Here is a 21,609-nt window from a genome sequence, read left to right on the forward strand (position 1 = left end):
ATGACCACGAGCCGGAGGAGCCGGGTCGCCGCCTGCGTGCCCGCGCCCATGCCGAGCGCGTAGCCGCGAGTCATCCAGGCGCGGTGCCGGGGGACGGCTGGGAACACGGTCAGGTGAAGTCGAGCGGGCCGTCGTTGAAGAGTCTGAAAGGCCCGTTGAGGAGCATCTGCGTCAGCCATTGGTCGTGCTCTATGCGGTGGTCCATGTAGCCGGAGCCGTAGTTGCGGTAGTGGTAGGCAGCTTCCTGCTCGTAGCCGAGCTGGCTCCCCATGCGGTACGTCGCCTGGTTGGCGGCCTGCTCCTCCGCGTTCCGCGCGCGGTCGTAATCGGCGAGGTCCATGGTCACCGGGCTCGGACCCCATCGGTCCTTGGCCATGTGGACCTGGCGGACGAACTCTCCCGCGAGGGCCTCGGGGCTCGCGACTTTGGCGCCGCCGATGCTGATGACGTTGACGGCCGGGTTGTAGTAGGACAACCCGATGCTGATCTTGCTCTGGTACAGGGTGGTGATCCCGTGTTCCTTGGCGTACGCCAGCGCGGCCCGGCCCTCAGGGGTCTTCCACAGGACGCTCTCGGCGTCCGCACGCGCATGCGCGTTGTCGTCGGAGGCCTGGAGCGAAACGGCGTTGACCACCGCCGAGGCGGTCCCCATCCCCGTGAGGGTCACTACATGCTGCAGCAGATGCTTCGCGGCCCGGAGTGAGTTGACCGCGCCGGTACCGATGTTCCGCTCCACCTGGGCCAGTGCGATTCTGAGCGCCTTGCCCGTCCCCAGGACGCGCTGCCTGCCGAACAGCGCTCCCAGCACCGGACCCAGACGGAATCCTCGGATGAGGGAGATCAGCAGCGCCACGAGGCAGATGAGATGACATACTTCCACACGGTCTTGAGCACCACGGCGACGGTCGTCCCGGTGGCCACCAGCGCGCCGGCCCGGGCCCCGTCGTCCATCCGCTGCGCGTCGCCGGTGTAGGTGTTCTCGAAGACGTCGACGTCGGCGCCGATGTTGCCGGCCCCCCGTACGTGCGCGACAGCCGAATCAGCCTGCGACCGGCCGCTCTGGGAGGCGGACGCGAGATCCAGCCACGAGCCCGCCCCGTCGAGCCGCTGCGTCTCGTCCGGTCGCGGCCAGGGGGCGTCGGCCGCGACGAGGCCGTGCACCTGCTGCAGCGCGGGGGGCAGTGCCCAGCTCATTTCCCCTCCAAGGCGGCGCGTACGCGGTTGGCCAGCTCCTCGTTGGCCTGTTCGGCATGCGAGTAGTTCCGCTCCGACAGCGTCGTTCCGGCCGCACGGTCACGCAGACGCTGCGCCGTGGCCCCGAACGCATCCTGCACCAGCTCCGTCAATCCCGCGAACTCGATGTCGAACTGGCCCCCCGGCCGGTCGGGACCGCCGGTCCCCGCCGCTTGGCCGGCCCGGCCGAGCGAGCCCTGAAGGGCGCGTTCAAGACCGTCGGCTGCGTCGGACAACCAGCTCGCCGAGGCGAGCCGGGTGCCGTGAACGGTCTGGATCTCCCCGCTGACATCGCTCATCTTCGTACCACCATCTGTAGGTCAGGGTTTCGCGCACTCACTGCCTGGGCTGCATCAGGCGGTCCAGCCTCGTGGTGAGCTCGTTCGCGACGACGAGGATCTCGTTCATGCTGCTGTGCGCGTCGGCCTGCATGCCCTGCAGCAGGGCGCCCAGGTCAGGCGTCTCCTGCCGCAGCGCCTCGGGGATGGCTTGGGTGGCCCGCTCCTGCGCGGCGGCGCGGGCCCGTCCGAACGCATCCCTGATCGCGTCGGCCAGCTCGTGCGAGGGCAGCCGCATCGCCCTCGGATCGATCGTCAGCCCCACCAGGTCGCTGGTGCCGTCGACCGCCACCTTGACGAGACCCTTCGCCGCCTCGGCCGACTCCCGTATCTCGGCGAACTGGTCCAGGAAGTCAGGCTGATCCGGCGCTGCCATGCGTGACGCTCCCCATTTCGGTCAAGCTTGCGACCTTTTCGGTCACGTCTATCCAAGCAGAAAGCATGCCTCGCCATACTGTTGACCACGAAAGTTCGGTCCACCGCTTCACCAGGCGTTCCGCTCCACCGCCTCATGGCACCTCGCGGGCTTCAGGTGCGGGCCGCAGCCGGACGGAGCGAGTACGACGCAGAGTTGGTGACAGCCCCGTGCATGGACGAATCCCCTGGTACGACCCGCCTTCCCTGACCGCGGAACAGCGTGCCGTCTACGACGAGATAGCCGGCGGACCGCGGGCCGCGGGCCCGTTCCGGTTGACGGGCCCGGAGGGACGCCTGGAGGGTCCGTTCAACGCGATGCTGACCGCCCCCGGCGTCGGCGGGCCCCTACAGCGGCTGGGCGCGGCGATCCGGTACGCGACGGACCTGCCGGCCCGGTGGCGCGAGATCGCGATCCTGGAGGTGGCGGTCGCGCGCCGCAGCGACTTCGAGTGGTACGCGCACGAGCGTGTGGGCCGGAACGCGGGCCTGACCGATGAGGAGCTGGCCGCGCTGCGCTCGGGGGCGGACGCCGGGACGTTCGACGAGGGGGAGCGCACCGTGCGCGCCGCATGCCGGTCCCTCATCCTGCGCCGCGGCCTCGACGACGACCTCTACGCCCGTGCCGAGGCCACCCTCGGCACGGGCCGCCTGTACGAGCTGGTCGTGCTGGTCGGCTACTACGACACGCTGGCGCTGTCGCTCACCGCCTTCCGCACGCCCCTGCCGGCGGGCGAGCCGCCGGTCTTCGGCCAGGACCAGGTGTCGCCTGACCACTGATCGAGCGCCGCCGGGTCGCGCTCGTTGCAGGGCGAGGGCCGCGGCGGCCGGCCACGGCGGACGAGTACGACGTTTCCGAGTGAGCGCCGGCCCGTCGCGTCAGAAGGCCGGTCACAATGCCGCCGCCCGAGGTCACCATGACGCTGGGGCCGCCCTCGATCATCCATGCGATCATCGAGCTCAGCGGCCGAGCCAGCCGCCGTCGACGGTCAGCACGTGGCCGCACACATAGTCGGAGGCGGGAGCGGCGAGGAAGACGGCGGCGCCCACCAGGTCTGCGGGTGTGCCCCAGCGACCGGCCGGGATGCGCCTCCTGATCTGCGGCTCCCGCGCCGGATCAGCACGGAGCGCGGCCGTGTTGTTCGTGGCGATGTAGCCGGGGGCGATGGCGTTGACCTGGACCCCGTCGCCGGACCACTCGTTGGCCAGCGCCCGGGTCAGGCCCACGAGCGCGTGCTTGCTCGCCGCGTACGCGGTGACGTTGACGCCGCCCTGGAAGGACAGCAACGACGCAATCGAGATGATCTTGCCTGTGCGGCGGGCCAGCATGCGTCTCCCCGCGGCCCGCGTGATGGTGAACACGGCGTCGAGGTTGGTGGTCATCACCGCGTCCCAATCCTCGTCCGCCAGGTCGGCGGCGGGAGAGCGGCGGATGATCCCGGCATTGTTCACCAGGATGTCCACGCGAGTCCCGTCGAGCAGCCCATTGATGTCGTCGGCGAGTCCGGAAACATGGGAGAGGTCGCGAATCCACCGTCGGGCCGAGCGGCCATGAGCTTCGACCGCCGCCTGGGTCTCGTCCAGGTCGTCATGGTGACCGTGGAGCACGAGTTCGGCTCCCGCCTCGGCCAGACCGATCGCGATGGCCTGGCCGATGCCGGTGCGCGAGCCCGTGACGAGCGCCGTGCGGCCGCTCAGGTCGAACATCCCGATCATCGCAGCTCCGTGATCGGGTACGGCTCGACGTCGGCGTAGTCGATGTTCTCCCCACCCATGGCCCACACGAACGCGTAGTCGCCGGTGCCGAAGCCGCAGTGGATGGACCAGCTCGGCGAGATGACGGCCTGCCGGTCGGCGACGATGAGGTTGCGCGTCTGGTCGGGGCGGCCCATCAGGTGGACCACCCGATCGCTCGCGTCAAGCCCGAAGTACAGGTAGACCTCGGTGCGCCGGCCGTGGACGTGCGCGGGCATGGTGTTCCACATGCTGCCGGCGGCGAGCTCCGTGATGCCGAGGACGAGCTGGCAGCTCTGGATCCCGTCGGCGTGGATGAACTTGTAGATGGTGCGCTCGTTGGAACTGCGCTGCTCGCCGAGGTGGATCGGGGCGGCGTCGGCCAGGGTGCCCTTGCGCGTGGGGTACGTGGCGTGCGCCGGCGTGGACACGAGATAGAAGGCGGCCCCGCCGGATCCGGCGAAGGAGACCTCCCGGCTGCCCCTGCCGACGTAGAGGACCTCTTTCACCCCGAGCTCGTACTCGGCGCCGTCGACGGTGACCGTGCCCGGATCGGTACCGACGTTGACAACGCCGACCTCACGGCGGGCGAGGAAGTGGTCGGCGCCCAGCGGCTCGTCCGACTCCAGCGGCACGGGCGCGCCCGACGGGCGCACGCCGCCGATGACGATGCGGTCCTCGTGGCTGTAGACCATGGTGATGTCGCTGCCGAAGAGGTCTTCGACGAGGAAGCGTGAGCGCAGCGCGTCGGTGTCGAACCCCGGGATCTGGCCCGGGTCGGTGGCGTGCCTGATCTTCATGTGGTCTCCCGGAGGGCGGCCGCGTACGCCTGCAGCGCCAGGCCCTGGCCCCATGGTTGGATCATGTCGTTGCGGATGACCGAGTAGCCGAACGGGATCAATTGCAGGACCGTCCCCGCACTGGTCCGGGTGAGCGTCCCGTCGTCGGCGACGTACGCGTGGACCCCGGCGAGCGCGCGCCATCCGGAGCGGCGGAGCCGTTCGGGCTCGACGCCGAGCGCGGCCGCGCGGAGCATCGCGGCGGCGATGCCGGCGGCGGCGGAGGTCTCGAGGATGCCGCGGTTCTCCGGCTGCCCGTCGACCAGCACATCCCATACGCCGTGGTCGGGCTGGTGGCCGGCCAGTGCGCGCAGCTGGCGGCGCAGCACCTCGCGGACCTGCTGCGACAGGGCTCCTCCGGCCTCGAGGTATTCGACGGAGGCCAGCGCGGTCCAGGCGTTGGCGCGGCCCCAGAAGTTCCAGAGCGTGCGTCCCTCGTGGGAACCGTGCGCGTACAGCCCGCTTTCGGGGTGCTGGAGAATCTCGGCATGGGCGAGGATCTGCTCGCCCGCCTCCTCGATCAGCTCCGGCCGGTCGGCGTGCAGCCCGTAGTGGATAAGGAAGGTGCCGGCCATGTAGACGGTGTCGGCCCAGACGCCGCCAGGCCAGTGCTCGATGGCCCCACCGGGCGCGCGGGTCACGGCCGCGGCGCCGCGTAGCCAGTCCAGCATGCGCTCGCACGCGTCGGCGTAGCGACGCTCGCCGGTCAGGCCGTAGAGGTCGGCGCAGACGGCGCCGGGTGCCAGGTTGTTGACGTGGCCGAGCTCGATGCCGTCGCGCAGATGCCGGTCGACGAACTCGGTGACGAACGGGTGCACGGGAGCCAGGCGCGTCATGCCCTGCAGGACGACGCCCTCGCCCCAGAACCAGTGCGCGAGTCCCATGGCCACGGCCCGGTCGGCGATGCGCCCCGCGGTCTCAGTGAGGACCTCCGGGGTGAGGTCCGCCAGGTCGGCGGGCCGCCGCGGCGGCTCCGCGCCCTTGGCCTGGCTGGTGTCCAGGCCACGACCGTCGTTCATGTGCTCCGGCCCTTCTGGAGGTCGATGACGTGTGGTCCGATGGACAGCGTGCGGTCGCCGAACTCGAGCCGGGCGTAGGGGTTGTCGAGCTGCAGAGCCTGGGCGATCGTGCCGTCTGCGGCAACGTCGGCCGGACGTCCGTTCACGGTGAAGGGGCCGCTCCACGTCAGGTGCAGCTCGGCTCCCTCGGGGGTGGTGAAGCCGGCCCCGTCGCGAGTGAAGCGGGGTTCGGCAAGCGACGCGACGAAGTCCCCGCCGCTTCCGACGGTGCAGATCCAGGCGGTCCCCGCTCCGCGCGGCCGCAGCTCCTGCCAGGCGTCGGGTCCGGTGGTCACGGGATCGGCCCCGCCTTCCGTGGCGAGCGCGACGTAGCCGTCGCCCTTGCGCCCGATGCTCCACGCGCCCTTCTGGGTCCACTCGTCGAACTCGCCGATGGGGAACCAGGCGTGCGTGTAACCCATGACGTCGTCGCCCGGGATCCGATACAGCGCCAGCACCGTGCCCTCGTGCTGGCGTGCCCTCGGCAGGATCCTGTTGCCCGCCCAGGCGTTAGGCCGGGCCGATGGCGAGGTGGAGGAGTTCGGCGCGTGCGTGACGAACACCTGGGTCTCCGGGCCCAGGGTGGCGCCCCAGATGTGCTCCTGGAGCCCGGGCAGGCCGGGGCGGTAGTCGTTGGCGCACGAGAGCATCACGTCCGGGGTCTTGAACACCGTCACGTCCGACCCGTACGGCCTGCTCAGCAGGTCGTGCGCGAACCGGTAAGTCCCGCGGTAGCTCTGCCTGCCCCGCCAGCGGTCCGGCAGGTCGTTTGCGGCCTGGCGGATCACCTCGGGCATCCGGTAGCGGCGCGCGGTGGCGATCGCCGCCGCGGGCAGGACGGCGTCGTTGAGCGCGCCGGTGCCGAAGCACAGCCACATGATGGGCGCGGTCTCCTCCAGCCTCGACGACCGCAGCGTCGAGACGTAGGAGCGGCCGTGCGCGCAGCCGTGGATGCCCCGCCAGGAGTTCGCCGCCAGGCTGAACAGCACCCGATCCGCGACCCCCGCCGCCAGCTCCCTGATCTCGGCGTCGTCGGCGAACTCCACCAGCGAGACCAGCGCGAGCAGGTCGATCGCGAGATAGGCGTTGGAGTCGAACTCGCTGAACCCGCCGGCGAGCTTGCGGCGCATCCATTCGGCCGCCATCTCGCGCCCGTGCGCGGCGTGCCGGGCGCCGGTCCAGCCGGTGTTGGGGAACGTGTCCTCGCTCAGCGCCGTACCCCACAGCAGCTCCGCCGTGTGCCAGACGAGCTGGTGGTTCTCGGTGAAGTAGCACATCGCGTCCAGGCCGGGCTGGTCGATCCAGTACTTGAAGCCGAGCATCGCCTCCCGTACGCGCTCGCGCAGGCCGGGCTCCCAGGCGGCGGCCCGGTGCCAGAGATGCGCCAGCCCGACCGCCTCGAAGTCCGCGCAGTCGGCCCTGTTGTCGATCATCCACAAGGCTCGTTCGAGACCCGCGACGACATACGACGGGTCCTCTACAGCGCGTACCAGCTCGGCGGCCGAGGTCCCGTCCATGCCTGCCGCGTGGCGCAGGAATTCGGCCCGCCAGGTGGCGGGATCGCCGTGCGGAACGGAGCGATACTCCCGAGGCAGAACCGCGACCGGGAACTCCCTGAACACCGGCGTACCGTCTACCGAGACCCGCAGCACCGTCTCGCCTGTCGACAACATGGAGGCGTTCCCGACCTCGCCGTCGACCCCAGTCGTCTCGGGCGCCTTGTCGAGCCGCAGGGTCGCCCGTCCGCCTTCGAGCCGTACGAAACGCTCCTGGTCCGCCCAGCGCACACGCAGCGCGACGCCGTCCGGGCCGACGATCGGCACCGTTCCGTCAGTGGTGCCCCAGCGGGTCACGCCCACGGCGTCGAGGATTCGCTCGGCGACGGCGGCGGTGTCCTCGCGGGCGCCGGCGCCGGGCAGCACGACGCGGACGGGCAGCCCGTCCACCCGCAGGCGCAGCACCTGCCTGCATTCGCGGAAGGCCACCTGCCACGAGGCGACGATCACGGTCGAGGTGCCGGAGGGCAACCACACCCGCCGAGCGCGCTCAGCAGGCTCCATGTAGGTGAAGGCGTCGGACTCGTCCACCAGTTCACCGTTGAGGAACAGCAACGTCGGCCCGGTGGACGCCAGCCGCAGCGTGCGCCATTCGGCCTGGTCGACCTCCAAGACGGTGGCCGCGAGGGCGACCCGGTACTCCGGCGTGAAGCAGAACTCGCTCCAGTCCACCAGACCGTCGGCGCCGGTGTGCACCCGGCGCCACTCCCCCGTGTGCTCGAGGTAGCTGATGGCGCCGCCCTCGACGATGGGCCCCGCCACCGGGTCGCGCGGCAGCGGCCGATGCCGGTAGAGCTCTTCCTTGAACGGGGTCACGTCAGGGCCGTTGGTCAGCCGCCACCGGCCCTGCTGTCCCCACGGGTCCCCGTCAGCCCTCAGGTGTTTCCCCAGATCGTCGGCAGGTTCCCGCCAGGCGGGGCTGACCAGCCAGTCCAGCACCGTGCCGCGGCCGTCGAGCGCGTGTACGGTCCGTTCTTCCATGTTCTCGACTCTCTATTTGAATCCGGTGTTGGCGATGCCGCGGACGATGTGGCGCTGGAGGATGAGGAAGATCACCACGACCGGGAGCATGCTGACCACCGACATCGCCAGGATGTAGTTGAACGGCACGGACAGCTGGCTGTTGAACTGGGCCAGGGCCACCGGCAGCGTGTACTTCGCCTGGTCCTGGCTGATGATCAGCGGCCAGAGGAAGTCGTTCCACCGCCACATCACCGAGAAGATCGTGACCACCGCGAGCGCCGCGCCACAGAGGGGGACCACGATCCGGGCGAAGATCCGGAACTCGCCCGCGCCGTCGATGCGGGCCGCCTCGATCAGGTCGTCGGGGATGCCGAGCATGTACTGGCGCAGCAGGAACACGCCTGTCGGCGTGGCCGCGGGCGGTATGATCAGTCCCCACAGCGAGTTCACCAGCCCCAGCTGCGCGGCCATCTGGTAGACGGGGATGAAGATGAGCTGCAGCGGGATCATGATGGTGCCGAGCACGATCAGAAACAGCACGTCACGGCCGCGGAAGTTGTACTTCGCCAGCCCGTAGGCGCACATCGTGTTGACCACCACGGTCAGCAGCGTCGCGCCGACCGTCACTATCACGCTGTTCTGCAGGTAGAGGCCGAAGTCGAACGAGCTGAGCGCCTCGGTGTAGTTGGCCGGCGACAACGACGACGGCAGCGGCGCCGGTGGACGCTGTGCCAGTTCGGTTTGTGTCTTGAACGACGACAGGACGGCCCAGACCACGGGGGCGAGGACCACGATGCTCAGCCCGATGAGGACCGCGTAGGTGAGAACCCGTCCCACGGATGGGACACCGCCGCCGCCGGCCGAGGTCCACCGGGGGCGCTCGATCCGGCCCTGGACGGACCGCGCCTGGCCGGGATGCACACTCATGTCGCCTCCTTCCGCCTGCCGTACAGGAAGTTGAGCAGGGTCAGCGCGAACACCGTGACGAACAGCACCACAGAGGCGGCGGCGGCCATGCCGTACCGGATCGGGGACTGGAAGGCGTTCTCGTAGATGTACTGGACCATCAACGTGGTCGCGCCGATGGGGCCGCCGCCGGTGAGCGTCCAGATGTAGTCGAACGCCTGGAAACCGGCGATGAGGCTGAGGATCACCACCACCATCGTGGTCGGACGCAGCAGCGGCAGCGTGATCTTCCGTAGTTGCTGCCAGCTCGTGGCACCGTCCATCCGCGCGGCCTCATAGAACGTCGGATCGATCCCCTGCAGCCCGGCCAGGATGATGAGGATGTAGAAGCCGATGTGCATCCACAATCCCACGAAGATCACGACAGCCATCGACAGGCCGCTGTCCACGAGCCAGCCGGGCTGCCCCAGCCCGAGCCGCCCGAGGACGGTGTTGAGGAGCCCGTTGCCCCGGTCGAAGATCCAGCCCCAGATGAGGCCCACCACGACCGGCGAGAGGACGACCGGCAGGAAGAACACCGTGCGGAAGAACGCCCGGCCCTTGATGCGCCGGTTGAGCAGCAGGGCCAGCGCCAGAGCCAGGACGGTCGTGAGTACCACGAAGCACAGGGCGAACACCACCGTGGCGCGCGCGGCGCTCCAGAACTCCTCCGAGCCGAACAGCTCTTGGTAGTTCGCGCCGCCCACGTAGGTGAAGTCGCGGCCGTTGCGGCTGTCGTAGAGGCTGATGTTGAAGTTGTTGATCGCCGGATAGACGACGAACAACCCGAAGATCAGCATGTTGGGCAGGACGAACAGGTACGGCGCGAGCCGCTGGTTCCACGGCTTTGGCTGCCGCCTATGAGAGGAGCTCACTTGGTGTCCTTGAGCGCCTTCTCCGCCGCGGCCTTGATCGCTTCGACAGCCTGCTCCGGGGACTCCTTCTTGGCCAGGACCTTGCTCAGCTCGTCGACGGTGGCCTTCGCCGTGGCGGCGAACGCCGGGCTGTAGGACGTGGCGAACGCCTGCGCGGGGGTCCGGCTCACGTCGGCGAGGAACACCTTCATGTCGGCGTCACGCTGGGTGTAGTCGATGCCGGAGGAGATGAGGTCCTTCCTGGTGGGCAGGAAGTTCGCCTCCTTGGCCAGGCGTTCCTGCGACTCCTTGGAGTTCATGTAGGCGATGAAGTCGGCCGCGGCCTGCTGCCGCTTGCTCTGCTTGAACGACACCATGAACTTCCCGCCGGGGAACCCGCCGCAGTTCTCCTGGCACGGGTTCGGCGCGACGGCCCAGGTGAACTTCGCATCCTTGGCGAAGGCGCTGACCTGCCAGTTTCCGCTGATGTACACCGGGGTCTGCTGCGCCAGGAAGATCTCGTTCGCCGCCTTGTACTTGGAACCGGCCTGCAGCCACAGGTCGGCGGGCATCGCACCGGAGGCGTTGAGGTCGGCGAAACGCTTCACCGCCGCGGTCGCCTTCTGCGTGTCCAGCCCAACGGCGGTGCCGTCCGCGCTGAGGAACGTGGTCCCGAACTGGCTCAGCATGGTGGAGAACCGGTGCCCCGAGACGTCCATCGCGATCGCGTACTGGGTCTTGTTGGCCTTCTGCACCTTCTGGGCAGCCGCCACCATCTCATCCCACTTCCAGGGCTTGGTGACATCCGGCAGCGAAACCCCGGCCTTCTTGAACTGGTCCACGTTGACCAACGGGCCGTTCATCGTCAGGTCGCTCGGCACCCCGAGCAGCTCGCCGTCGGGGCCCTTGGTGTAGGCGTCCGCGCCGTCGATGAACTGGTCGTCCAGGGCGGCCTTCTGGAACTTGTTCAGGTCGAGCAGATCGCTGCGGAAGGGCGAGATGTCTGTCAGCCGCGCCACGTCCGGCGCGTTGCCGCCCGACAGGCGGGCCTGGAGCCGCTGCTCCAGGTTGTCGAAGGGGACGATCTGGAGATCGACCTTCACTCCGGACTTCTTCTCGTAGTCCGCGATCAGGCTGCGGGTCGCCTGCTCATCGGGCCCGTCGGTGAAGTACAGGTACGTCAGTGTCTTGTCATCGACCTGCGGTTCGCTCCCGCCGCCGCTGGTCGCGCCCGGCGCGCAGCCGGCGAGCGTCACTATGGCGATGCAGGAGGCCAGGATCCGTCGCATCTTTGGGCTACCTTCCCAGATTCACGAAGTTGACGGGCCCGACGAAGCCGAGCCGGCGGGAGATGGCGAGCGCCACTTCGGACACTCGATGAGGGACCACGTCCTGCTTTCCGAGCATCCGCTCACGCGGGCCCGCCACGCTGATGGCGCAGATGGGCATGCCGCGCTCGTCGCGGATCGCGGCGCCGAAGCACAGCACGTCCGGCTCGTTCTCGCTGTTGTCGATGGAATACCCGCGGGCGCGGGTCTCGTCAAGCTCGGCACGCAGCCGCGCCCGATCGGTGATCGTGGTCGGGGTGTGCGGGGTCAGGTCGAGCCGGTCGATGAGCGCGTCGACCTCGTCGATCGGCAGGGCCGCGAGATACGCCTTGCCGAGTGACGTGCTGTGCATCTGACGGCGAACGCCAAGCAGCCTCCGGACCGCGATGGAGTGGTCGGTGACGTCCTCGTGGGCGACGTACACCATCTGCTCGCCGTCGCGCACCGCCATCAGAGCGGCCTCCGACAGCTCTCTCGACAGATCCCGCAGATGCGCCTGTGCGGCCAGGTAGGGGTCGAAGTTGCTCAGGGCCGCCATGCCGAGGGTGACCGCGCGCTGGCCGAGGCTCACATGCTCTGTCCCGTCCCAGTCCACGTAGCCCCGCTGCCGCAACGTCCCCAGGATCCGGTAGGTCGCGCTTCGCGACAGGCCCAGCCGCTCCGCGATCTGCATTGCTGTGATCGACCGCTCCGTGGCGAGCAGCTCCAGGATCGCGAAACCGCGCTCCAGAGTCCCAGCCAGACGGTCTAGCTCCGCCATAGCACCTTCTAACGGCTCGATGAATGGGAGGTGATATCGATAGATGGGAGGGAAGCTACTGAGGCCGCCTCTAAGTGTCAATAGTCGGTAATACGGAGGTTTGCTCCGCGCAATGGGTGGTCCCGCACGTCAGCGGCGCGCGGCAGAGAGCTGCGGCGACGGCCGCGTGTGCGCGGCCCGGCGTAGGCGACGATGACCCGTCGCCTACCGGCCCGGCAAGGCGGGGCACATGGCCCCGGGAACAGATCAGGGGTGATTCGCGCAGGCCACGTCCGCCGTGGAGGCGCGGACGATCAGCTCGGTGGCCAGTTCGACGTGGTGGGAGTCGATCTTCTCGCCCGCCGCCAGGCGCAGCGCCGTACGCAGCGCCACGCCGCCCATCTCGCGCAGCGGCTGGCGGACGGTGGTCAGCGGCGGGGAGGCCATCCGGGCGATCTGGGTGTCGTCGAAGCCCACGATGCTCAGATCCTGCGGAATGCGCAGGCCCCGTCCCCTGGCGGCCTCCATGACTCCCAGCGCCACCTCGTCACAGCCGGCGAAGATCGCCGTCGGGGGCTCCGGCAGGTCGAGCACGGCCGCGCCGTGCTCGAGGCCGTCCTGGTAGCGGAAGCGCCCGAACCGCGTGTAACCGGGCAGCGGCGGCGCCCCCTCGGCCTCCATGGCGGCGCGGTAGCCGTGCAGGCGTGCCTGGTTGCAGGTCGCACTGGCCGGGCCGCCGATGTAGGCGATGCGCCGGTGCCCGAGGGAGAGCAGGTGCTGGGTGGCGGCCAGCCCGCCGGCGAAGTTGGTCGAGCCGATGCTGGTCAGCTCGGCGTACGGCAGGTTGAGCGGGTCGATCACGACCAGCGGCAGCTGGACGCGGGACAGAGCGTTCAGCTGCCTGGCGTTCAGCCGCTCGCACGTGACGGCGATCAGCGCCCGCCGCCCGGCGGCGACCAGGTCGCGGGCCCACGCGGCCGGGTGGTCGATCTTCTTCCTGACGCTGACGACCACCCCGGCACCGAGCTCGGCCCCGGCCGTGACCACACCCTGGATGATCTCCGTGGAGTAGCCGTTGAAGTCGTTGTCGAACTGCACCTCGACCGTGTCCGTCGCGACGGGCTCGCCCCTGCGCGGCGACGGCGCGATGTAGTCGTGCTCCCGCAGCAGCGACTCCACCAGGGAGCGCGTGGCCGGCGCCACGTCGCTGCGGCCGTTGAGCACCTTCGACACGGTCGCCACCGACACGCCCGCCGAGGCCGCGACCGTGGCCAGCGTGGCACGTCTAGAACTGACCGGCATCGCTTCCCTCCTGCTGGTCGACCGATACGGGGGTGACGAGGCGCCGGTCGTGGCCGACGACCCGGGCCGGGCCGGTCAGCCGCACCATGCCCTGGCACGGCAGGTCGGCCGCCGACGTGCCGACGAGCACCTCGATGTCCCCGGGCTCCACGATGCGCCTCAGATCGCGTCCGGTGAAGGCCGTCCGGTCGGCGTGCACCCGGAAGGTGACGCGGGCGCTCGTCCCGGGCTCAAGCCGCACCCTGGCGAACCCGGTCAGCTGCCGGACCGGCCGGGTGACCTGCGCGACGACGTCGTGCAGGTAGAGCTGGACGACCTCCTCGCCGGCCCGCCCGCCGGTGTTGCGCACGCGGACCGACACGGCGAACTCGCCGTCCGTGTGCAACTCGGCGGCGCTGATGTGCAGTTCGCCGACCTCGAACGTGGTGTAGGAGCTGCCGTGACCGAACGGGAACAGCGGGGTCGGGTCGAGGTTGCTGATGCCCTGGCTGTCGGCGCCCAGCGGCGGCTGCAGATAGGTGCCCGGCTGTCCGCCGTGCCCGCGCGGGATCTGCACCGGCAGCTTGCCCGATGGCTGGACCCGCCCGGACAGCACGCCGGCGATGGCCGCGCCGCCCTCCTCGCCGGGCATGAACGCCTGGACGAGCGCGGCGGCCCCGGCGTGGGCCGCGCCCAGCGCGTACGGGCGGCCGGAGACCACGACCACGACGACCGGCGTGCCCGTGGCGGCGAGCTCGGCCAGCAGGTCGTCCTGCACGCCGGGCAGCCGCAGGTCGTCGGCGTCGCAGCCCTCCCCCGAGGTCCCGTGCCCGAACAGCCCGGCGAGGTCGCCCACGGCGACCACGCACAGGTCCGCCTCGCGCGCCGCGGCGGCCGCGGCCGCGAAGCCGGAGCGGTCGTCGCCCTGCACCTCGCAGCCCCGCTCGTGGACGATCTCGGTGTCCGGCAGCTCGGCCCGCAGCGCGTCGAGGAGGCTGGGCGCCTCGACGCCGAGCCCGAGCCCGGGGTGGCGGGGCAGCACGTGGTTGGGGAAGGCGTAGCAGCCCATGAAGGTACGGGGGTCGTCCGCACACGGCCCGACGACCGCGACCCGTCGCAGCCCCGGCCGCAGCGGCAGCGCGTCACCGGCGTCGAGCAGGACGATCGACCGCTCGGCCAGCTCGCGCGCCAGCGCCCGGTTGCCCGGCGAGTCGAGGTCCACGGCGGCGGCCCTGGAAACGGACTTCTCGGGCGTCCAGTCCGCGTCGAGCAGCCCCAGCTGGACCTTCTGGGTGAGCAGGCGGCGCGCCGCGCGGTCGATCAGCGACTCGGGGATCTCGCCGCTGCGTACCCGCTCGACCAGGTGCCGGCCGAAGCCGAGCGTGTCGGGCAGCTCGACGTCGATCCCCGCGCCCAGCGCCAGCACGCCGGCCTCGCCGGTGCCGGCGGCGACGCGGTGCATGGTCGCCAGGAACGGGACGGACCAGTAGTCCGACACGACCGTCCCGGTGAAGCCCCAGTCCTCGCGCAGCACCTCGGTCAGCAGCCAGGGGTCCGCGCCGGCGGGCACGCCGTCCACGTCGGAGTAGGAGTTCATCACCGAGCGTGCCCCGCCCAGCGCGATGGCCGTCTCGAACGTCGGCAGGATCATGTCCAGCAGCTCGCGCCGCCCCATCGGGACGGGACCGTGGTTGCGGGCCGCCCGCGAGGCGGAGTATCCGGCGAAGTGCTTGAGCGTGGCGATGATCCCGGCGCTCTCCAGGCCGCGCACGTAGGCGGCGCCGAGCATCGAGACGAGGTACGGGTCCTCGCCCATCGTCTCCTCGACCCGCCCCCACCGGTAGTCGCGCACCACGTCCAGGACCGGTGACAGGCCCTGGTGCACGCCCACGGCGGCCATGTCGCGCCCGATCGCGGCCGCCATCCGCTCCACCAGCTCGGGGTCGAACGTCGCCCCCCACGCGATGGCCGCCGGGTAGACGGTCGCCCCGTACGTCGTGAACCCGGTCAGGCACTCCTCGTGCACGATGGCCGGGATCCCGAACCTGGACTGCTCGACCACCGCCCGCTGCAGCCTGACGACCTCGGCGGCGCCCTCCACCGCGGTCACGGGACCGCTGCCGTGCACCCGGGTCAGGTGCCCGAGCCCGTGTCTGATCGCCTCGTCGAAGGGGACCGTGCCAGAGGCCGCGAACACGTCCTGCATCGGCGCCACGTTCAGCGTCTCGGCGTCCTCGAGCGGCTCGTGCTGCATGTCGTTGCCGATCCACCGGCTGCCGAGCTGGCCGGCCTTCTCCTCCAGGGTCATCTCCGCAAGGAGGGCGTCGACGCGGTCGGACACGGGGAGCGCCGGGTCCTGCCACGGACGGAGCACGCCGTCGAACGCGGGCGTGCGATCTAGAGCCGTCATCTGCTGCTCTCCTTCAAGGCGAATGTCCACCGTGAGATTTTCGAAATGTTTCGACGTCGTGAGCGAGCGGCGAGCGACCTGCGAGCGGGACCTCCTCGGCATCAGATGACCAGATGAGCGCCGTGCCTGAGTACCTTACACACGCCCTGCTCGGATGGGCAGATTCCCGCGTATGGCGGTCTTGACAGGCACATTGCCGAAACCTAGATTGACGGACCACGCGGTATGTCGCAAATGTTTCGACGAGTTAACTCAACAAAGCGAAATGCAGCGGCCGCCTCCACGGCCGCCCGCCACCACACCCACGATCAACGAGCCGCGCGGCCAACCCCCCGGCGTTCAACTACGGAGATCAGCGTGGACAGGACAACCTCTCGCCGCACCTTCCTCACCCTCTCCATGGGCCTTCCCCTGGGAGCCGCCCTGGCTGCCTGCGGCAGCTCCGGGCCCACCCAGGCGGGCGCCGGTGGCGGCAGTGGCAGCACCAGTGGCGGCGGCGGCGCGGGCAAGGCCACCTACTGGTATCTCACCGGGCAGCCGAACGAAGGCGTGCGCACCCACGCGGTCGAGCGCTTCAACAAGGCCAACCCGAGCGCCCAGCTCGCGACGACGACCTTCCAGAACGACGCCTTCAAGACCAAGATCAAGACGGCGATCGGCGCGGGCGAGGCCCCCACCATCATCTGGGGCTGGGGCGGCGGCGGCCTGCGCAGCTACGTGCAAGCGGGCCAGGTCGACGACCTCACCTCCTGGTTCGACCAGAACGCGGCCTACAAGGACCGGCTCTTCCCGTCCGCCTTCGGCGCGGCCACGGTCGACGGCAAGATCTACGCGGTGCCGGTCGAGGCCGTGACGCCGATCGTCTTCTACTACAACAAGAAGCTGTTCGAGAAGGTCGGCGCGCAGCCCCCGCAGGAGTGGGGCGACATCATGGACCTGGTCAAGAAGTTCAACGCCGCGGGCATCGCCCCGTTCTCGCTCGGCGGCCAGTCACGCTGGACGAACATGATGTGGCTGGAGTTCCTCTTCGACCGCATCGGCGGCCCCGAGGTGTTCCAGGCGGTGTACGACGGCGAGAAGAACGCCTGGAACAACCCGGCCGCCATCGACGGCCTGACCAAGATGCAGGAGCTGATCAAGGCGAACGGCTTCGTCAAGGGCTTCTCGTCGATCACCGCCGACTCCAACGCCGACCAGGCGCTGCTCTACACCGGCAAGGCCGCGATGATGCTGCACGGCGGCTGGACGTACGGGTCGATGAAGACCGACGGCGGCGACTTCGTCACCGGCGGCAGCCTGGGCTACATGAACTTCCCGCCGGTGGGGGGCGGCAAGGGCGACCCCAGCGACACCGTGGGCAACCCGGCCCAGTACATGTCGATCTCCGCCAAGGCGACGGCGGAGCAGAAGGAGATCGCCAAGAAGTTCTTCCTCACCGAGATGAACTCCGACGCGCAGTCCAAGGACTGGGTCGGCATCACCCAGGTGCCGATCGTCAAGGGCGTGGACGCGCAGTTCGGCTCCGGCGCGGACGCGCCGTGGCAGAAGTTCGTCTACGACACCGCCAGCAACGCCAAGTCCTTCCAGCAGTCCTGGGACCAGGCGCTCAGCCCGACCGCGGCCGAGGTCCTGCTGGACAACATCGCCAAGCTGTTCCAGCTGTCGATCTCGCCGCAGCAGTTCGCCACGAACCTCAACGAGGTCATCGGCAAGTGACCGTCCCGCCCACCCCCGCCGGGGGGAGCGCGTCCCTGACCGCCGCGCCGGGCGGCCAGGGACGCGGCCTGGCCTGGCTGGCCGTGCCGGCCCTGCTGTTCTTCGTCGCCTTCGCCGTCATCCCGCTCATCGGGGTCTTCGTACTCAGCTTCTCCTCCTGGGACGGGCTCGGCGAGATCCGCATGACCGGCTTCGACAGCTGGCGCGCCGTGCTCACCGACCCCGGGCTCCCGCACGCGCTGTGGGTGACGTTCCTGGTCATCGCGCTGTCGTGGGCGGTGCAGACGCCGGCGAGCATCCTGCTCGGCACGTTCCTGGCCGGGTTCCAGCGCTACCGCGCCCTGCTCGCGGTGCTGTACTTCATCCCGCTGCTGCTCAGCTCGGCCGCCATCGCGATCACGTACAAGGCGCTGCTCGACCCGAACTTCGGGCTCGGCGCCGGGCTGGGGATCCCGGTCCTCGTGCAGGACTGGCTCGGCGAACCGGTCCTCGCCTTCGGCGTCGTGATCTTCGTGGTGTCGTGGCAGTTCATCCCGTTCCACTCGCTGATCTACCAGGGCGGCGTGCGCCAGATCCCGCGCTCGATGTACGAGGCCGCCGAGATCGACGGCGCCGGCCGGGTCCGCATGTTCTTCAGCATCACGCTGCCCCAGCTCAAGTACACGATCATCACCTCCTCGACCCTGATGGTCGTGGGCTCGCTGGTCTTCTTCGACCTGATCTTCGTGCTCACCGCGGGCGGTCCCGGGGACGCCACCCGGGTGCTGGCGCTGGAGATGTACAAGAAGGGATTCCAGGCCAACCTGATGGGCCCGGCCAGCGCGATCGCCGTCATCCTCGTCCTGGTGGGCCTGGTGCTGGCATTGCTGCTGCGCCGGCTCGGCGGCCGGGACTCGAGCAGCAGCCAGCTGGAAGGGGCCTGACATGGCGACGACCCTCGCGAAGGACTCCGCACAGGCCGCGGCGGAGCACGCCACCACCCGCCCCAAGGGAGTGACCCGCCGCCCCAACTGGCTGGGCGGCACGGTCGCCTGGCTCTGGCTGGCGGTCGTGGTCGTGCCGATCTACTGGATCGTCATCACCAGCTTCAAGTCGCAGAGCAACTACTACGCCGAGAACCCTCTCGTGCCGCCGTCCGAGCCCACGCTGGCCAACTACCAGATGGTCATCGAGTCGGACTTCATCCGATATTTCATGAACAGCGTCGTCGTCACGCTCGGCGCGGTCGTGCCCGCCGTGGCGGTGTCGTTCATGGCGGCGTACGCGATCGTCCGCAGCGGCAGGGGCCGGTTCCTGCGCTGGACGAACTCGGCGTTCCTCATGGGCCTGGCCATCCCGCACCAGGCCACGATCATCCCGATCTACCTGATCATCATCAAGCTGCACCTCTACGACTCGCTGCTGGCGCTGATCCTGCCGTCGATCGCGTTCGCGATCCCGCTGTCGGTGCTGGTCCTGTCGAACTTCATCAGGGACGTACCCAAGGAGCTGTTCGAGTCGATGCGGCTGGACGGCGCGAGCGAGATGGGCACGCTCTGGAATCTGGCGCTGCCTCTGACCAGGCCGGCCGTGGTGACGGTGACCATCTACAACGCGCTGACGATCTGGAACGGCTTCCTGCTGCCGCTGATCCTCACGCAGAGCCCCGAGCAGCGCACACTGCCGCTGGCGCTGTGGACCTTCCAGGGCCAGTACAGCATCAACGTGCCCGCGGTGCTCGCCTCCGTCGTCCTGACCACGCTGCCCATCCTGATCCTGTACGTGGTGGGCCGCCGCCAGCTGCTGGCCGGCCTGACCGCCGGTTTCGGCAAGTGACGGCCGCATCCCGTACCGGCGGAGAATCCGGGCCGCCCGAGGGGGCCTCACCCCCGGGCGGCTGTCCCTGCGGTCGCCCCGACTGATCCGGCTACCCGGACGAAGGCGGCGACCGCGGTCGAGCGCGCGTCCCGCGGCCAGGCGACGGCCAGCGTGGCCGGCTCGAGGTCGCTGACCGGCCGGTAGGCGATCTCGGGCCACGGGTAACGCCGCGTCACCCAGGCGGGGAGAAAGCAGACGATGTCGCCCAGCTCGATCAGCTTGAAGACCTGTGCCAGATCCGTGGCTGTCTTCCGGGTCCCGGACACGAGCCCGCGGTGTGGCGACTCGGGGCCACTGTCGATCACGGCGGCGGATGGGTCCTGATCGGCGGGGGCTCCGTCGGGGAGCCTTCTGCCGGCCAGATCGGCCAGCCGCAGGCAGCGCCGGGCGGCCAGCGGATCGGTCGCCGCCAGGGCGGCCAGGCGAGGCTCGGTCAGCAGCGGCTCGACGTCCAGGCCACGGTCATTGAACGGGCTGAACAGCAGCGCGACGTCGGCTCGCCCGTCACGCAGCGCCTGTGCCTGCTCTCCCCGTCCACCCAGCACCAGCTCCACCGGGAGCGCTGCCTCCTCGTGCTGGTAGGCGGAGAGAATCTGCGGCAGCAGTCCGGCGTCGCTGTCGGCCTTGAGCGCGAGCCGCAGCCGCGGTGTGGCCTGGCCGGCGTGCCGGGCTCGCCGGCCGGCCGCGATGATCGCGTCGAGCGCGGTCCGGGCGTCCCGCAAGAAGACCTCCCCGGCCGCCGTGAGCGTGACCTGACGCGTGGTGCGCTCGAGCAATTGCACGCCCAGCCGGCGTTCCAGCTCGCGGATCGCCCGGGAGAGCGGTGGCTGTGCCATGCCCAGGCGCTCGGCGGCGCGGCCGAAGTGGAGCTCTTCCGCGACTGCGACGAAGTACCGGAGCTGCCGCACCTCCAGATCATTCATACCGGCAGGGTATCAATGATGATCAGATCGGTCCTTCAGGTTCGCCGCCGGGCTCGGTTGACTGGGCCACATGATCGTCATCACCACTCCCACCGGCCAGATCGGCCGGCAGGTCCTCGACCACATTCTGGACAGCGAACAGCCGATCCGCGTGATCGCACGCGATCCCTCCCGCCTTGCCCCGCGCGTGCGCGAACGCGTCGAGGTCGTGCCGGGCTCGCACCACGACCTCGACGTGCTCACCGAGGCGTTCGCCGGCGCCGACTGCGTGTTCTGGGTCGTGCCCCCCGACCCCGGCGCCACGAGCGTCGAGGGTCACTTCCTGAGCTTCACCCGGCCGGCGTGCGAGGCCATCGTGGACCGGCGCGTCCAGCGAGTCGTCGGCGTCTCGACCCTGGGCCGCGGGGCGGCGAAGAACGCCGGGCAGATATCGGCGGCGCTGGCCATGGACGAGCTGATCGAGCAGACCGGCGTGAGCTACCGGCCCCTAGAGATGCCGGGATTCATGGAGAACCTGCTCTGGCAGATCGAGCCGATCAAGAGCCAAGGCGCGTTCTTCCTCCCGATCTCCGGGGATCGAAAGCTCCCGGGCTGCGCCACCCGCGACATCGCGGCCGTCGCGGCCGGGCTGCTGCTCGATGATTCCTGGAGCGGGCAGGACGGCGTCCCGGTCCTCGGGCCTGAGGACCTGTCCGCCGACGACATGGCGCAGATCATGTCGGAGGTGCTGGAGCGGCCGGTCCGCTTCCAGCAGGTGCCCGGCGAGGCCTACAAGGCCACCCAGATGCGGTACGGGATGAGCGAGGCCTGGGCCCAAGGCCTGATCGACATGCACGCCGAGGTCGATCGGGGCATCTACACCACCCAGCCAGGCACTCCGCGGTCCGCCACCCCCACCAGCTTCCGCCAATGGTGCGAGGAGGTGTTCAAGCCGGCTTTCTCGCGGTCATTGTGACGGCCTTGTCCCTCACCGGGAGACCAGCCACCGCCAGCGGGGCAGCTCCAGGACCAGGGTGACCAGGGCCAGCACGGACACCAGCGCGGCGGCGAACACGTGCCAGGCCACCCACGCCGCCGCCACCGCGGCCACGAGCTGCAACAGAACCAGCGCGATCGTCACCGGTCCCGGCACCGCGACGATCACGTTCCGCTTGTCGCCCGGGGTGGACAACAGCGTCGGCAGCCCGATCAGCACCACGACCGACAGCACGGCGAGCAGCACGGAATGCTGGGCGAGGGCCCACGGGGTCGCGACCCAGGCGAGCAATTCGGTGGCGAACCGGAACGCGGACGCGACGCGGTCGTCCGGGCGTGGGGCGGAGGGCATGCGCGTAATGTATCGTCCTCCGCCCGACGCGTCCCCGCGGGCCTCAAGCGTCCTCGTCCGGAACGGCACTGAGTAGGGGGGTACTCTTGTGCTC

The 21,609-nt window shown here is 69.8% G+C and carries 21 protein-coding genes; 5 read left to right on the top strand and 16 right to left on the bottom strand.

All coding sequences use genetic code 11. The annotated features are described in order from the left end of the window. Nucleotides 1–109 precede the first annotated feature (109 nt). From ABN273_RS36500 to ABN273_RS36515, 4 genes are read right to left on the bottom strand one after another with little or no spacing between them, the layout of a single operon-like run. Entirely contained in the window at nt 110–853 is a 744-nt protein-coding gene (locus ABN273_RS36500) for a hypothetical protein (RefSeq protein WP_349453670.1), read from the bottom strand. Next, nucleotides 841–1,194 carry a hypothetical protein gene (locus ABN273_RS36505; RefSeq protein ID WP_349453671.1) on the bottom strand — a complete coding sequence of 118 codons (354 nt, stop codon included), beginning with the start codon at nt 1,192–1,194 and terminating at the stop codon, nt 841–843. The genes ABN273_RS36500 and ABN273_RS36505 overlap by 13 nt, the downstream gene beginning before the upstream one ends. Continuing rightward, the gene (locus ABN273_RS36510; protein WP_349453672.1) at nt 1,191–1,532 is read right to left on the bottom strand and encodes a hypothetical protein; all 342 of its coding nucleotides are present in this window, start codon (nt 1,530–1,532) and stop codon (nt 1,191–1,193) included. The genes ABN273_RS36505 and ABN273_RS36510 overlap by 4 nt, the downstream gene beginning before the upstream one ends. A 37-nt stretch (nt 1,533–1,569) precedes the next feature. Continuing rightward, on the bottom strand, nt 1,570–1,947 hold the full coding sequence (locus ABN273_RS36515; protein WP_349453673.1) for a YbaB/EbfC family nucleoid-associated protein: 378 nt from the start codon (nt 1,945–1,947) through the stop codon (nt 1,570–1,572). 209 nt (nt 1,948–2,156) lie between these two features. On the opposite strand from ABN273_RS36515, the gene ABN273_RS36520 reads away from it, so the two are divergent. Next, nucleotides 2,157–2,765, top strand: a complete 609-nt coding sequence (locus ABN273_RS36520) for a carboxymuconolactone decarboxylase family protein (RefSeq protein WP_349453674.1) — start codon at nt 2,157–2,159, stop codon at nt 2,763–2,765. A gap of 180 nt (nt 2,766–2,945) precedes the next feature. On the opposite strand, the gene ABN273_RS36525 is transcribed toward ABN273_RS36520, so the two are convergent. The 10 genes from ABN273_RS36525 to ABN273_RS36570 all read right to left on the bottom strand — a co-directional run bounded on the left by ABN273_RS36525 (nt 2,946) and on the right by ABN273_RS36570 (nt 15,692). Next, the gene (locus ABN273_RS36525; protein ID WP_349453675.1) at nt 2,946–3,701 is read right to left on the bottom strand and encodes an SDR family oxidoreductase; all 756 of its coding nucleotides are present in this window, start codon (nt 3,699–3,701) and stop codon (nt 2,946–2,948) included. Beyond that, nucleotides 3,698–4,519 (bottom strand): 5-dehydro-4-deoxy-D-glucuronate isomerase, encoded by an 822-nt coding sequence (gene kduI, locus ABN273_RS36530; RefSeq protein ID WP_349453676.1) that lies wholly within the window; start codon nt 4,517–4,519, stop codon nt 3,698–3,700. Before kduI ends, ABN273_RS36525 begins: the two co-directional genes overlap by 4 nt. Beyond that, entirely contained in the window at nt 4,516–5,577 is a 1,062-nt protein-coding gene (locus ABN273_RS36535) for a glycoside hydrolase family 88 protein (RefSeq protein WP_349453677.1), read from the bottom strand. The genes kduI and ABN273_RS36535 overlap by 4 nt, the downstream gene beginning before the upstream one ends. After that, nucleotides 5,574–8,153 (bottom strand): hypothetical protein, encoded by a 2,580-nt coding sequence (locus ABN273_RS36540; protein WP_349453678.1) that lies wholly within the window; start codon nt 8,151–8,153, stop codon nt 5,574–5,576. Before ABN273_RS36540 ends, ABN273_RS36535 begins: the two co-directional genes overlap by 4 nt. A gap of 12 nt (nt 8,154–8,165) precedes the next feature. Continuing rightward, a complete protein-coding gene (locus tag ABN273_RS36545) occupies nt 8,166–9,062 on the bottom strand; it encodes a carbohydrate ABC transporter permease (protein ID WP_349453679.1) in 897 nt (298 codons plus the stop codon). Further along, nucleotides 9,059–9,955, bottom strand: a complete 897-nt coding sequence (locus ABN273_RS36550; RefSeq protein WP_349453680.1) for a carbohydrate ABC transporter permease — start codon at nt 9,953–9,955, stop codon at nt 9,059–9,061. Before ABN273_RS36550 ends, ABN273_RS36545 begins: the two co-directional genes overlap by 4 nt. After that, nucleotides 9,952–11,223 carry an ABC transporter substrate-binding protein gene (locus ABN273_RS36555; RefSeq protein ID WP_349453681.1) on the bottom strand — a complete coding sequence of 424 codons (1,272 nt, stop codon included), beginning with the start codon at nt 11,221–11,223 and terminating at the stop codon, nt 9,952–9,954. The genes ABN273_RS36550 and ABN273_RS36555 overlap by 4 nt, the downstream gene beginning before the upstream one ends. Before the next feature lie 7 nt (nt 11,224–11,230). Then, nucleotides 11,231–12,022 (bottom strand): IclR family transcriptional regulator, encoded by a 792-nt coding sequence (locus ABN273_RS36560; protein ID WP_349453682.1) that lies wholly within the window; start codon nt 12,020–12,022, stop codon nt 11,231–11,233. A 246-nt stretch (nt 12,023–12,268) separates the two neighbouring features. After that, complete coding sequence (locus tag ABN273_RS36565; RefSeq protein ID WP_349453683.1) at nt 12,269–13,303, bottom strand: LacI family DNA-binding transcriptional regulator; 1,035 nt, start codon at nt 13,301–13,303, stop codon at nt 12,269–12,271. Next, on the bottom strand, nt 13,287–15,692 hold the full coding sequence (locus ABN273_RS36570; protein WP_349453684.1) for a beta-xylosidase/alpha-l-arabinosidase: 2,406 nt from the start codon (nt 15,690–15,692) through the stop codon (nt 13,287–13,289). Before ABN273_RS36570 ends, ABN273_RS36565 begins: the two co-directional genes overlap by 17 nt. A gap of 357 nt (nt 15,693–16,049) precedes the next feature. Here ABN273_RS36570 and ABN273_RS36575 point away from each other — a divergent pair, with 357 nt between their 5' ends. The 3 genes from ABN273_RS36575 to ABN273_RS36585 are packed head-to-tail and all read left to right on the top strand — an operon-like array spanning nt 16,050 to nt 19,223. Further along, on the top strand, nt 16,050–17,408 hold the full coding sequence (locus ABN273_RS36575; RefSeq protein ID WP_349453685.1) for an extracellular solute-binding protein: 1,359 nt from the start codon (nt 16,050–16,052) through the stop codon (nt 17,406–17,408). Beyond that, nucleotides 17,405–18,331 carry a carbohydrate ABC transporter permease gene (locus tag ABN273_RS36580; protein ID WP_349453686.1) on the top strand — a complete coding sequence of 309 codons (927 nt, stop codon included), beginning with the start codon at nt 17,405–17,407 and terminating at the stop codon, nt 18,329–18,331. The genes ABN273_RS36575 and ABN273_RS36580 overlap by 4 nt, the downstream gene beginning before the upstream one ends. A gap of 1 nt (nt 18,332) precedes the next feature. Beyond that, entirely contained in the window at nt 18,333–19,223 is an 891-nt protein-coding gene (locus ABN273_RS36585; RefSeq protein WP_349453687.1) for a carbohydrate ABC transporter permease, read from the top strand. 47 nt (nt 19,224–19,270) lie between these two features. Here ABN273_RS36585 and ABN273_RS36590 read toward each other — a convergent pair whose 3' ends face one another. After that, nucleotides 19,271–20,188 (bottom strand): LysR family transcriptional regulator, encoded by a 918-nt coding sequence (locus ABN273_RS36590; protein WP_349453688.1) that lies wholly within the window; start codon nt 20,186–20,188, stop codon nt 19,271–19,273. Between the two features lie 70 nt (nt 20,189–20,258). Between ABN273_RS36590 and ABN273_RS36595 the strand changes: the two genes are divergently transcribed. Then, on the top strand, nt 20,259–21,143 hold the full coding sequence (locus tag ABN273_RS36595) for an NmrA family NAD(P)-binding protein (protein ID WP_349453689.1): 885 nt from the start codon (nt 20,259–20,261) through the stop codon (nt 21,141–21,143). A 12-nt stretch (nt 21,144–21,155) separates the two neighbouring features. Here ABN273_RS36595 and ABN273_RS36600 read toward each other — a convergent pair whose 3' ends face one another. Further along, nucleotides 21,156–21,515 carry a hypothetical protein gene (locus ABN273_RS36600; protein WP_349453690.1) on the bottom strand — a complete coding sequence of 120 codons (360 nt, stop codon included), beginning with the start codon at nt 21,513–21,515 and terminating at the stop codon, nt 21,156–21,158. Nucleotides 21,516–21,609: the final 94 nt, after the last annotated feature.

Origin of the sequence: Nonomuraea sp. B19D2 (assembly GCF_040137845.1) — a bacterium.
Lineage (GTDB): Bacteria > Actinomycetota > Actinomycetes > Streptosporangiales > Streptosporangiaceae > Nonomuraea.

Excerpts from the sequence above, each read along its gene's own strand:
- ABN273_RS36505 (WP_349453671.1), bottom strand. The coding sequence starts at position 1,194 with ATGAGCTGGGCACTGCCCCCCGCGCTGCAGCAGGTGCACGGCCTCGTC.
- ABN273_RS36510 (WP_349453672.1), bottom strand. The coding sequence starts at position 1,532 with ATGAGCGATGTCAGCGGGGAGATCCAGACCGTTCACGGCACCCGGCTC.
- ABN273_RS36515 (WP_349453673.1), bottom strand. The coding sequence starts at position 1,947 with ATGGCAGCGCCGGATCAGCCTGACTTCCTGGACCAGTTCGCCGAGATA.
- ABN273_RS36525 (WP_349453675.1), bottom strand. The coding sequence starts at position 3,701 with ATGATCGGGATGTTCGACCTGAGCGGCCGCACGGCGCTCGTCACGGGC.
- kduI (WP_349453676.1), bottom strand. The coding sequence starts at position 4,519 with ATGAAGATCAGGCACGCCACCGACCCGGGCCAGATCCCGGGGTTCGAC.
- ABN273_RS36535 (WP_349453677.1), bottom strand. The coding sequence starts at position 5,577 with ATGAACGACGGTCGTGGCCTGGACACCAGCCAGGCCAAGGGCGCGGAG.
- ABN273_RS36540 (WP_349453678.1), bottom strand. The coding sequence starts at position 8,153 with ATGGAAGAACGGACCGTACACGCGCTCGACGGCCGCGGCACGGTGCTG.
- ABN273_RS36545 (WP_349453679.1), bottom strand. The coding sequence starts at position 9,062 with ATGAGTGTGCATCCCGGCCAGGCGCGGTCCGTCCAGGGCCGGATCGAG.
- ABN273_RS36555 (WP_349453681.1), bottom strand. The coding sequence starts at position 11,223 with ATGCGACGGATCCTGGCCTCCTGCATCGCCATAGTGACGCTCGCCGGC.
- ABN273_RS36560 (WP_349453682.1), bottom strand. The coding sequence starts at position 12,022 with ATGGCGGAGCTAGACCGTCTGGCTGGGACTCTGGAGCGCGGTTTCGCG.
- ABN273_RS36565 (WP_349453683.1), bottom strand. The coding sequence starts at position 13,303 with ATGCCGGTCAGTTCTAGACGTGCCACGCTGGCCACGGTCGCGGCCTCG.
- ABN273_RS36570 (WP_349453684.1), bottom strand. The coding sequence starts at position 15,692 with ATGACGGCTCTAGATCGCACGCCCGCGTTCGACGGCGTGCTCCGTCCG.
- ABN273_RS36585 (WP_349453687.1), top strand. The coding sequence starts at position 18,333 with ATGGCGACGACCCTCGCGAAGGACTCCGCACAGGCCGCGGCGGAGCAC.
- ABN273_RS36590 (WP_349453688.1), bottom strand. The coding sequence starts at position 20,188 with ATGAATGATCTGGAGGTGCGGCAGCTCCGGTACTTCGTCGCAGTCGCG.
- ABN273_RS36595 (WP_349453689.1), top strand. The coding sequence starts at position 20,259 with ATGATCGTCATCACCACTCCCACCGGCCAGATCGGCCGGCAGGTCCTC.
- ABN273_RS36600 (WP_349453690.1), bottom strand. The coding sequence starts at position 21,515 with ATGCCCTCCGCCCCACGCCCGGACGACCGCGTCGCGTCCGCGTTCCGG.